The organism is Thiothrix subterranea, from assembly GCF_016772315.1.
Classification (GTDB): Bacteria; Pseudomonadota; Gammaproteobacteria; order Thiotrichales; family Thiotrichaceae; genus Thiothrix; species Thiothrix subterranea.
The window spans coordinates 911,759-923,632 of sequence record NZ_CP053482.1 but is presented as its reverse complement, the minus strand read 5'-3'; the positions used below and the strand labels follow the sequence as shown (position 1 = coordinate 923,632).

Below are 11,874 nucleotides of genomic sequence, written 5' to 3'. Positions count from 1 at the left end.
CATCCTTAAAATGTGATGGAAGCGCCGTTGACGGTGTAGTGCAATACACTGGCTAAACCGCGCGGTTCTACCCCGGTACGTTTGATGGGCAGGTGATCTTGATCCGGTAATAAGCTGCACACCTGATCACAGGCGGAACAGATGTATAATTTTCCTTCGAGTTCTAAATAGTTACTGACTAATTCTTCGAGCGGCGGAAAACCGGGCGCATGAATGCCGTGCGTGTGGCCTTCGTAAGCCCAGAAACTGCCATCCCCGACTAAAAAAACGTGTGGATTCATGTCCATTGCCATCGCAGAGCAGGCGGTTGAAAAAGCGAGGGTGGCGCGTTTGCCTGCGTCTTCATTGCCGGTGGCGAGAATGACCACGTAGTGGCGCGGGGTAGGTTGGGTTATCAGGTAATTATCCATGGTGGGATCTCGCGGTTAAATACATTCTGGAATTCAATAACGCTAATGATAGGGCGGCGAGGCGAATGGGCAATGCTACTTTCGTACTATTAATGTGGCTTGGTCAGGTGAATCGGACTGTTGGTCAGATGCAAGTTTTTTTGTGCGTAGCCTGAATCTGTACTACTAGTGTTAGGAGCGAGAAATCATAAAGCGTTAGCGAAGGAGTGTGTATGAATGAGCAATTGCATTTTATGTCCAGTGTTTTGGCGCGAGGCTTGTTGATGGCTGTTGGGTTTGTGCTGCTGTTACTGTGCGTTGGATTTATTGCGCAATGGTCGTGGGTGGTAGCGTTATGGCCTTGGCCTGATAGCCGGTTGTCGTACCGTTTCCTCGCCGCCATTATGGCAGCTATTGCTGTGCCGATTCTCTGGATTGGCTGGTCGCAAGAAATCGCCGCAGTGAAAGCAGGCGCACTGGATTTTGCGGTGAACTATACCTTGCTGGGGGTACTGGTCTGGTGGTTTCGTGAGGAATTGAGTGAGTGGGTTTCCGTCCCTATGTTGATCAGCATTTGTGTGCTGGCGGTGTTATTGAATGCGTGGCTGTATGTGCGGGCGCGGCAGGTTCCGTTCAGCGATAACCGCCCGGTTCCGGCTCTGCTGAGCGGATCATTTTTGTTATTTGCACTCGTACTCATTGCGGTCGGTATCGCCTTAATCATGGATTACCCCGGTATTTTTCCTTGGCCTCTTTCGGCGCAGACAGCCGTGGTGTTTGGCTGTATTGCGTTAGGGGCGGCGGCTTATTTTATTCATGGATTTGTGGTAGCGGTGCAAGGAAATATACGGGGGCAGTTGTTGGGATTTCTGGCGTATGACGCGATTTTGCTGATGCCGTTATGGGAACATGGGCGTAACGTTGCACCTGAACATCAATTGAGCTGGATGGTTTACTTGGGGGTCTTGGTGTACAGCGCGGTATTGGCGGTGTATTACCTGTTCATCCACCCACAGACGCGGTTTCGCTGGGAGCAAGCGTGAAAATGCGGCTAACGCTGGGGTGTTGTGCCAATGTGGTTTGCTGTTGGGGGTAGGCGTGTAAGCTTGCCAGCAATCCGCGCAAGTGGGTTGCCGCTGCGGGGTATTGGTGTTGCAGCGCGAGTAATTGCCAGGTAGCAACGGGTGTTTCCGGGCGAGCCTGCTCAGTGGATGAAATAGCGACAGTAACGGGTTGTGGTGAACCTTGCCGGATGCGCAGGAAAAAACTGTCAGCTAGGGTCAGATAGGTGTGTTCCCCTGACTGTTGCGCCAGTGTGTACAGGTGTTCAGCGCTCGTTTGTGCGGCTTGCCATGCCTGACGTTGCAGCCAGTATTCCGTCAGGGCTTGTTGTAAGGGAAGCCGCAATACCCAGTCAATCGCTTGCGGGTCTTGTGCCAGACTGGTGTGGATTTCCTCGACTTGTTGTTGTGCCGTTTGCCATTGCTCCAACCCGGTGGAGGCTTGTAACAAAATGGTCAGGCTGAAGAAATAGGCGCTGGTTTTACCCGGCAACTGGCAGGTTTGGGCGTATATCGGCTGGCAAATGGCAGCAGCCATCACATAATCACCCATCTGGGCGTACAGCCACGCTTGTTGCAAATAGAAATGCACTTTCCAAAAGGGGTAGTCATTTTTGTCCGCCAGTTGCACGGCTTGGTTAATCGTGTCCAGCATTGCGCCCCATTCCCCTCGGTAAAATAATGCCCAAGCGTGAAAAAATACGCTGGCTAGGTAGTTGTTGGCATCCCCAGCGGTTCTGGCAAGTGCTTGGGTTGTCAGCGCCATCTCACCTGCTCGCGTATAGTCGGCACGAATCGTTAGGTAGTAAATGTACAGCAGGTGATGGGTGCATTTCAGGTGCGGGTCAGGGCTGTGTTGCGCCATGTGTAACGCCTGTTCGTAAGCCTCGGCGTGTTCGGGGCGGTAGCCGTCGATAATGGCTTCCCAATGCGCTTGTTTACCGCGTGCGTGGATTGCCAGTGTGGGGTCATTGCAAGTTTGGCTAATACGAACGGCCTGTTGCCCGGTTTGTAGGCATTGCCGACGATCAATCCAGAACAGCGCTCCCGCCAACCCCAGCAGGGCATGGACGTGTGTGGCTGTTGCATTGGCTTGCTGGCTATCCGCAATCAGTTGTTGGTAGGCGTGGATAGCGTCCCCCAAGCGTCCGCTGGCAAGCAGCAAGGTGCAGTAATGTGCTGATAGCGTTAACCGGGTTACGCTATCCACCGTTTGCTTGGACAAGAGGGTGATGGCATGTTCCAGATGCTGGATGGCTTCGTTATAAGCAAACCGCTGGCTGGCAAGGTGGCTGGCTTGTTGCCAGAAATGGATCGCTTGCTGGGTATCACCGCCCGCTTCAAAGTGGTAAGCCAATTGACTGGCAATCGGAGTGAGTTGCGGTTGATAGGCAAGCTGCAAGCGTTTCGCGAGGCGCAAGTGGTAATGGCGACGGCGGGCAGCGGCGAGGCTGTTATACAAAAACTCCCGGTACAGTTGGTGGTGGAAGCGGTAACTGTCGCAAATTGTCCCATCTGGCCAATGTTGTTCGGCGTGTGGCACGAGCCAGAACGCTTGTTGCAACAAGTGGGTGCAGGTGTCTTCGATGCTGAGGACATCGCGTTCCAGAATCGCGGCGATACTTTCGGCGCTGGTATGGTCGGGGGCAATACTGGCGGCTTGCAATAGGTCGAGTTCTTGCTTGCCCAGTGCGGTGGTTTTGAGTGCCAGCAGTTGTTTTAAGCCGCCGGAAATGCAGGTTTCCAACCACGACGGCTGAATGTTAGCGGGGTCATCAAGGTGAGGTTTGAGGTGTTCTAACGCCGCGTGCAGAAACAGCGGATGGCCTTCGGTGTATTGGGCGAACAGGGTAACTAGCCAGTCATGGTGCAAGGTGCTGGGTAAGTGGGCGAACAGGTAGGTTTGCAGCGCCTGACGGTCGAGGGTTTCCAGTGACAGGGTGTGGCATTTACGGTTGAGGGTGAGTTCGCTGACGATGGCTTGCAGGCGCGGCAGGTGTTGCGCAACGTTGGAAGGGCGGTAACTGCCGACGACCATAAGCCGTGCTGGGATGCTGCGATACGCGAGAACTGCCAGCAATTCTACCGAAGCCGCATCACACCAATGTAAATCGTCAATCAGAAATAGCAATGGGGTTTGTTGGCTGAGCGTTTCGGCAAATTCGGCAAATTCACGCAATACCCGCCCTTGCGTCGCGCCGAATACTTCGGCTTGCAGGGTGGTGAATTCGGGGTGTTGCAGGGCGGGAATCTGTACCAGCCAAGTGGGGGCATATTGGCGGAGCAAGGTGATGATGGCGGCTTGCTGGGGGCTATTGATTAACTGGGTTAACGCATCGAGAAACGGTTGGTAGGGTTCGCTTTGTCCGTATTGGTCGAGGCATTGTACTGAGAGCTGCAAGGCTGTGGCGGGAAGTTGGGAACGCCAGTGGTGGAGCAGGGTGGTTTTGCCAAACCCGGCTTCGGCTTGCACGAAGGTGATTTGGCGTTGCCGGTGTTGGGCGATTGCCCAGGTTTGTTGTAAGTGGTTTAAGGCGGTTTCGCGCCCGGATAGTGGGGTGCTGGCAACTACTTGAGGCAGGGGAGGGGGCATACTATCCAGCAACGGTAATTCGCCGATGAAGCGGTAGCCACGGCGGTGGATGGTTTCGATATAACGCGGTTGTTTGGGGTCATCGACCAGCAGTTTGCGCAGTTCACCAATGGTGACTTTTAGCACAGCATCGGTGACGAATAAGCCGGGCCAGACGGCGCTGAGTAGTTCTTCTTTGGTCACGAGCTGCTGCGGGCGTTGGCGCAGGTAGTCGAGGATGGCAAATGCTTTGGGCGGCAGTTGGAGCGAGCCACTGGCACTGTGCAGAGACTGGTTGTTGGGGTCGAATTGTAGTGCGTTGGGCATGTGGCTTCCGTTGGTGGCTGTCCCTTACTTTTATAGCAACTTTACCGAAGTTTTGCTCTATTCATGAGGCAGCGGCGCAACTTCACCCTCTGCCAATACGCCATCAGGTTCTGGGTATTTTTCTATAATGACAGCATCAATGTTTGTTTTGCCTTCAATATAGGCACGCGCAATTCGATGCGCACCGTCAAGAATATCACCACCGCGCACGACAATGATCGGGTAAGACAGGTCAGCATTGATAATATCTTTCGCGTGTTCAGCGACATTCCGAATAGTTGGTTGCCGATTGTTAGGGCCACCAAACCACACCACTTCATCCAAGAGTTCTAGCGAATTCAATGCTATTGGCGTAACAAGTACACCTTCGGTAGCACGCCATAGTGTCTGCGCATACCAGTAAGACACGTTTCCATGCTCATCTGGTGCGGAATAGAGAATTCGCGTTGATCCCCGGTTTGCCATGATTTTACCTAGTGGTGGTTTCGCATACCTTTATAGCAACTTTACCAAAGTTTTACCGCATTTTTATGACTGGATTTGGACCTCTACGTAAACTGGCTGCAACACGGTAAACAAAGCAAAGCAAAACGCAAACTGACTGTTATCGTGGATAAAACTTTAGACATTTTTATTAAATTAAGGAATGTGATATGAATATTAATGCATTGAAGTCCTGCTTGTTAATAGTGGGTTTATTGGGAGTTTCTCAACTCCATGCGGCTGATGTTTCCTACAAATCTCATGTTGCTCAGAAAGGATGGTTGGATTGGGTTAGTAATGGTGCAACTTCTGGAACAACAGGAGAGAGCAGACGGGCAGAAGCAATTAAAGTTTCTCTCAAAGATTTACCAAGCTCCTGTTCAGTGAATTATCAGGTGTATGCCGCTGGTGTTGGCTGGATGAGTTGGGTTAGTAATGGGGCGACTGCAGGAACAACTGGAGATGGCAGGCAAATTGAAGCCTTCAAGGTTCAATTAAGCAAGTGTCCCGGTTGGATTATCCGATATAAAGCACATGTTGCCAACAAAGGTTGGTTGAATTGGACAAGCAATGGTGGCGTTGCGGGAACCACAGGTGAGTCAAGGCGTTTGGAAGCTATAAAAATAAAATTGATTAGAGATAATGATTCGTAAATAGCAGAATCAAGTTTTTGTGCATTCTCCATGTTGATATTCGAAAGATTAAAACATGGGGATGCACGCAAATTTAAGGCTTGTTTATAAAATATACATCTATTATTTGTGCTTAATCAGTAAGCGGTGACAAGATAATAATATAGTGCAGAAATTTCATTTTAATATATCAAGTAGAGCAAGTCGAGAGTAAAGCTTTCTTGATTATTAAATGATGCTAAGTGCTTAAGTTTATATGTAACATAAGGAGTTTAACATGAAAACGCAAATTGTTTTTAAACTTTCCATGGCTTGTGCTGCGGTAATGTTGTTATACGGTAATGCGGCACACGCAACAGAACAGGATGGTGTTAGTTGCCCGTCTGGTTATACCGTAAATCGTTCTTCTAATAACGAAGAATTAAAATGCTATAAAAAATATTATTTGCCAACAGTGTGTCCTCCTATTAGTCACCCGTTAAATGTTATTTTACGGACAACATCAGGTATTGATAAGTGCGATGTGCTTGTTGTAGGGCAATCAGTAGATTCTGCGATGGCTCCTCCTTTGCCTGGTTATCCCCCTGTATCTGCATTTGTTCGTGATATTAACGGTGGTTCTGGGGATGCTGATAGATTTGTAGCTAAAGAATTCGCATTCCCTAATGGGCATAATTATCCTGCTAATCATAATAAATCTAAAGGTGTGAGATGCCCTGCTAATTATGATGGCTACTCTACTAATAGGGGAATTCGCTGTTTTGTACGTGATGGTGAACCAAAAGAGGCAGTTTGTGATGTTGATGAAGAAATGAAAAGAGATTTTGATGGCAATCAAGATCGTTGCCGTGTCGGAAGTTCTACGTTAAAAACCATTCCAAAAGGTATGACGAGAAGTCAGTTTGAGAATGATAAAAATAAGCGAGATGTTAGCTGGGTTCTTCAAACAAAAAGTGGTAAAGATACTTGGCAACGTAAACAATGGGAGTATCCTGAGTCCAGAAAATAATAATGCTTTTCATTTATTGCTGAGATTTTTTATAAAAAGCACATCTCTTTTAAAAGAGGTGTGCATACCTAAAACAATAAAAGTTCTGATGCATAAATTTCTCGGTTATTAGTAATTTAACTATCTGAAATTTGTTGTCGTTTTAAATAAATCTGATTGAAATATGATGTGAGGAATTGAAAATGAAAACACAAACTGTTTTTAAACTATCAAGCGCTGGAGCTGTCTTGTTTATGTTATACGGCAACCCTGCGTTAGCGACTGAGGAAAGCGGCGTGTATTGCCCGTCTGGTTATTCAGTCGAACGCTCGGCTGGCAATACAAATTTGAAATGCAGTAAGACGTATGTTCGGGCATCTGTTTGCCCACCAACATCATACCCATTCCATACTCAAATGATTGATGCGCCCGGAAAGGATAGATGTAAGAACCCATTGCTACCATTTCCTATTGTTCCTTCTGTTATGGTACCTCCACCTCCCAGTTATCCGCCAGTATCGGCATTCACACGTGATATTAATGGTGGTTCCGGTTATAGGGATAGGTTCGTGGCAAAAGTCTATGTTTTCCCCAACGGTAAAGCATACCCTAGCAACCATGACCCTAAAAAGGGAGTTAGTTGTCCTGTTAACAATCACGGTGATAGTGTTAGTGATGGCATTCGTTGTTTTGATACGACGAGAATTGGATCTGCTAGTTGCCCTTCTGGATTTAAGCTGGACATTAATGGTGACTCTAGTAATAAAGATGTGTGTAAAAACGGCAATATTACTCGACCAACTATTCCTGATGGTATGACACAAAGCCAATTCGATGCTGATAAGGCTAGAGATGATGTTAGCTGGGAACTTATCGTGAATCCTAGTCGGGATAGCTGGAAGCGGAAGCTTTACAAATACCCTGAATCAAGTCTGTAAGTTCATTGAAATACCCTCTCCAAGTTTGGAGGGAGTATAAATACAAGAGGAAAATGTCATGATTATGCCAGAATGGTTAACACATTTTTTCGGTGGTATTTATTTTATGGCAGGAATTTTTGATTCACTATGAAAGTCTGGACAATTCAAGAACCCATTATATGGGAAACGCTTCAAGCTCAAGGTGTGTGGCGGACAAGCTTTCCTTACGTTTGTGATGCTTGGCCTGTGGCTTATCGCTGGATGGCAAAGCAACTGGCGTTGCGTTCAGAACCTTCCTCGTTCGATGAGCAGGCACCGATTTGGGTCTGGTCTCAATGGAATGGGGTAAAAAAAACCAAGCCGGATTTGTGTTCTCGCGGATATTTGATGCCGGGTACTTCAGCGGTTAGGCTGGAATTGGATATTGATGAAAATCGTGTACTGCTATCAGATTTTCTCCTATGGCATATACCGCTGAATAATGGCTACATTGGCAGATCAGGGCGGGATGCAAAGCAGTTTGATAAGGCTTTAAGTAAAGCAGGTTTGTGGCGCGAAAGCTTGTCACTGTTGCCTCAGGAGTGGCGTAGCCGGATCGAGGATAGTTGGGTAAGGATTTTCGATCTTGCGTGGGAAGATCGCTATTTTGTCACTGCCATGGCTGACAAAAGCATTCAAGGTGTCATGTGGGAATTGCGCTTGGAAGATGTGCGGGATGTGACACATTTTGTTGCCCGCTAAATAATCTAATGGAGTGTCAGTAATGCAATACGATGTTGATCTGCCGGTTTCTGGCAAACACAAAAGCGCTATCCCCCGTGCCAAGCTGTTGTTACGCGCCCAGCTTGGCTGGTTGTGGGGCTACCCCAGTGCGGTGGAAAACCAGCAAGTCGTTTGGCAGCAACTCTATTACCCCATGCCGTGGGATACAACGGCATTCACCTTGACCTCAACACATCTGGCGCAGGCATCGGTGGCACGTAATCGACTGGTGAGTGATTTCCCCCGTGCATTGCCTGAGGTGTTGGGTGATGTGGATAGCTGGGGGGCGGCTGTTACCCTGAAATTACAAGCGTTACGGGCTTTGCTGGATGGGCAAACGCTGAACCCGATTGTGACATTGTTGGGGGATAAAACTCGCTACGGGGAACAACTCCAGCGGCAAGCAAGCACCTTTTGCCGCCAGTTTCCGGCATTACGACCATTGGCAGAAGGTTTTGTTTGGTGGTTAAGCATGGAACCAGACACGCTGGCACAAGCCTTACGCTGGTTGGCATCAGAGCAGTATGCGTTACACCAGTTGTTAGAACGGGACGGCGATCACGTGAGAGCCTGCGCCAGCCTATTTGCGCTCTTCCAACACATTCCCTCACACGAAGTTTCTTGGTTGTTACGGTTGATCATACATCCCATCTGGGAAGGGGATGCGCTGACTGAGCGCCAACACTGGTTAGCAAAGTTAGGGGAAATGCGGCTGCTCTACCGCTATGACCTACTCATGTGCCTTGATCGTCTCAAGCTATTTACAGCGGAGCAGCAGGAAAAAACACTGACTAGCCATGATTGGTGTGTGTGGGCAGAGGCGTTATTACTAAAAAACCGCCGCGAGCGTCGTCAATACGTGCAAGCACTTCAAACGGTGTTTCCCCTGAATTTGCTGGATGATTGGCTGGCAAAAAAGCAGCAATCAGAACGCATGTTTGGGGAGATTGACCAGACGCTGCTATCAGATTTTGTTCAGCAACAAGCCATTTTTAGACAGCAAAAGGAAGCACTTGCAAACCAGAGTGCGGCGTTGCTTGAAGAATTACGGGCATTACCTGCGAGTAAATTAGCGAAACAACAGCGCATCCAATTGGCGGAGCAGAGGAATACGATTTTTCAACAATTGGAACAATTGCGGACATTGAAACGTTACCACATACAGGAAGTAGAGGCGCAACTGGATGTTTGGTTAGCATCTGCTGATGCGAGTCCTGCTGAGTTGTTGACGGCATTAAGCTATGTTCCCCATCAACAGAATCTGCCGGTGATACTCAATTTTGCCGTGGAGCAGCAAGTTGATCTGCAACGCTTACAGGTGTTGCTGGATACCCTGCAACCACAACACGAATGGCACGGGGCTGACAGGTTGCTGCGTTGGGTAGGTTATTGGTTGCGCAGGGAGCAGCAACTCCATGATCCCAGCAAACGAACGTCCTTAATAAAGAAAATGCAGGTCTATCTGGGGCAGGCGACCAATGTAGAACAATTAAACCAGCGGTTGATGCCTTGGGGGGATTTGCTGCATTACCCTTGGAAAAAGATAACACCCCATTTTTATGATGCTGATGAGTTCAAACCGGGTGAGTGTGCTCCTGATATTGAGCATTACCATGATTGTGTACTCCCAGCGTTGGGCGCGTTATGCGACCGCCGTAGGGTTGATGCTGAATGTGCCAATGCATTGCTGTCATTCTTGAGGGTCACGCCACAGCATTGGCCGCAGGTTGATTTTTTCTCAGCACTATTAGAACAAGATATTGCGTTAATGGATTATGAGGAGATTGGGGGGATTGATGGACTGTTTGCTGGAGACTATTCGGTAGACAGGTTTCTGGCGTTGGTTAAGGCTTGGGGCTTGCACGAAACTGACGATGCGCTGGCAGAGCAAGCAGGAAGAGAAAAACAGACGGCTCTCCCCGCTGTTGCAAGTCTAACAACGGCTGGTTTTGGCGAGGTGGTCGATTATTTTATGGAAAGTGGGCAATGGCAGGTATTGGGAAAATTACAGCCGATGCTCACGTCAATCGCGCAGATGAGTTTGTCTGTACCACCGCCAGTATTGCCTGCATCCTCTGCGATGGATTGGTCGGCGTACCCGGATGCGCTTCAGCCCGCATTGCTGCACTTACAGCGTTATCACCTTGAGCCATACAAGGTTGCCCGACGTATTTTGTCGGCTCATTGCCCCCAGCCTGATGCTTTGCAGCAGGAAATCGTGGTGCTTGAACAAAAGCTGGCGGGGTGCTTGGAGCCTGCACAACAACAGGCAAAGGCAAAGCGTTTGCTGAATCTAAAGCAGCGTTTGACCTCAACTGCCGCTATTCCTGCGACACAATTGGAAAAACTTTCGGGCAAATTACGCCATGCTGCTTATAGCAACCTGCTGGAAAGTTGGCAGCGGCATTGCTGGCAGGTTATTCAGGGGCATATTCAGGAGCGCCTGAATTTACCCACGATCCCAACTGCGTGGATGCAGGACAAACGGCATAAACACAGTCTGGCAGCCCTGTGCAAATTGGGGGAAAGGGAGCGTAGTTTGGCAAGTTTGTTATTGCGAGCCAATCTAGCGGGAGAACATCAAGATTTACGCTATGTGCCTAAAAATCAGGGATGGCTGGGCAGCATGGAACGTGCCGGTATCAATATGCAACCTTGGCTGCAATCCAGCCCTTTGCGGGTGGAAATTGAAACCGAGGAAGCAACGCTGTTATTGCGGTTACAGTTTGCGGATGATGTGTTTGACATCCTGCAAATGGGGGATCATTTCGAGACGTGTTTGAGCCATGACCAATTCAATTTTTTCTCGGTGGTCGCTAATGCGGCGGATTTAAATAAACGGGTGGTGTATGCCTATGATGCGGCAGGAAGGGTATTTGGGCGCTGCTTATTGGGCATATCGGCTGAAAAACGTCTGTTGTCTTTTCATTCCTATAGCCACGCGCACCCTACCGCTTTTGAAAAAGCGCTCAATCAGTTCCTGACAATGTTGGAGCAGCGCATGGGTATTCAGCGCGGCAGCACCGGGCGGATTCCGCTGCTATTAGCAGGCAATTGGTACGATGATGGCGTGCGTACACTGCTGCCAGAGTATGCAGCGCTTGCCCCGGCAAGTGTGTTTCGGAAACAACTTGAGCACTTACCGCCAGAACAAATTCTTTCCAGCTTCCAGCAGGCAATTGCACCACTGTCGATCACTGAAGAGGGTATTTTACAGCTACTTGCCTTGGATGAAATTCAGTCATGCGCCGCTCGCTTGTTTGGAATTCATCACCAAGCGCAGCAAATATGTCTTGCCAGTGTCGTGGTGAGTGACAAACTGGTGGAGACCTTGTTGGCGCTGGGTAGTGTGCCTCACTCACACATTTGGTCATTGGCTAAAGATTGGATTGTTGAGCGTTTATTGCAGGGGTTGACTGACGATCTTCGCCTGTATTCGGCATCCAAGATGGTGTTGTTGTTATCGCAAAGCCCTGTCATGTTGTTGGGATTGGTGCGTAAAGCTGTCCCGCTTATGGATAAAAGCTATGGGATTTATCAGTCGGATATTCATGTTTACCATGCACGTGCTTTACTGGTTTTGCACCGCCCTCATAAAGCCGAAGCTGCTTATCGGATGGCGATGCAACGTTATCAAGTTAACGGCGGTATGGGAATGAAGCCCGAACAGGTTAGGCAGGAAATGGCAGAGCGGTTGGGGATTATGGGCTATTGATTCAGCAATTTTACCGAAGTTTTAC

Annotated in this window: 9 protein-coding genes; 6 read left to right on the top strand and 3 right to left on the bottom strand. The window is 48.9% G+C overall.

Translation table 11 applies throughout. The features are described 5' to 3' along the window. Positions 1-5: 5 nt before the first annotated feature. Positions 6-410, bottom strand: coding sequence for a DsrE family protein (locus tag HMY34_RS04395; protein ID WP_202718091.1), 405 nt, complete (start codon positions 408-410; stop codon positions 6-8). A gap of 212 nt (positions 411-622) precedes the next feature. Here HMY34_RS04395 and HMY34_RS04390 point away from each other — a divergent pair, with 212 nt between their 5' ends. Next, positions 623-1,432: a hypothetical protein gene (locus HMY34_RS04390; protein WP_202718090.1), complete on the top strand. Its 810-nt coding sequence runs from the start codon at positions 623-625 to the stop codon at positions 1,430-1,432. Here the strand turns inward: HMY34_RS04390 and HMY34_RS04385 are convergent. After that, complete coding sequence (locus HMY34_RS04385; protein WP_202718089.1) at positions 1,392-4,349, bottom strand: AAA family ATPase; 2,958 nt, start codon at positions 4,347-4,349, stop codon at positions 1,392-1,394. The genes HMY34_RS04390 and HMY34_RS04385 overlap by 41 nt on opposite strands. A gap of 57 nt (positions 4,350-4,406) precedes the next feature. Then, complete coding sequence (locus HMY34_RS04380) at positions 4,407-4,814, bottom strand: ParB N-terminal domain-containing protein (RefSeq protein WP_202718088.1); 408 nt, start codon at positions 4,812-4,814, stop codon at positions 4,407-4,409. A gap of 188 nt (positions 4,815-5,002) precedes the next feature. On the opposite strand from HMY34_RS04380, the gene HMY34_RS04375 reads away from it, so the two are divergent. The 5 genes from HMY34_RS04375 to HMY34_RS04355 all read left to right on the top strand — a co-directional run bounded on the left by HMY34_RS04375 (position 5,003) and on the right by HMY34_RS04355 (position 11,849). Beyond that, positions 5,003-5,485: an Ig domain-containing protein gene (locus tag HMY34_RS04375; RefSeq protein WP_202718087.1), complete on the top strand. Its 483-nt coding sequence runs from the start codon at positions 5,003-5,005 to the stop codon at positions 5,483-5,485. Positions 5,486-5,741: 256 nt separating this feature from the next. After that, a complete protein-coding gene (locus HMY34_RS04370) occupies positions 5,742-6,473 on the top strand; it encodes a hypothetical protein (protein ID WP_202718086.1) in 732 nt (243 codons plus the stop codon). 182 nt (positions 6,474-6,655) lie between these two features. Further along, on the top strand, positions 6,656-7,390 hold the full coding sequence (locus HMY34_RS04365) for a hypothetical protein (RefSeq protein WP_202718085.1): 735 nt from the start codon (positions 6,656-6,658) through the stop codon (positions 7,388-7,390). Between the two features lie 129 nt (positions 7,391-7,519). Continuing rightward, positions 7,520-8,113 (top strand): DUF3841 domain-containing protein, encoded by a 594-nt coding sequence (locus tag HMY34_RS04360; RefSeq protein ID WP_202718084.1) that lies wholly within the window; start codon positions 7,520-7,522, stop codon positions 8,111-8,113. 22 nt (positions 8,114-8,135) lie between these two features. Then, complete coding sequence (locus HMY34_RS04355; RefSeq protein ID WP_202718083.1) at positions 8,136-11,849, top strand: hypothetical protein; 3,714 nt, start codon at positions 8,136-8,138, stop codon at positions 11,847-11,849. Positions 11,850-11,874 lie beyond the last annotated feature (25 nt).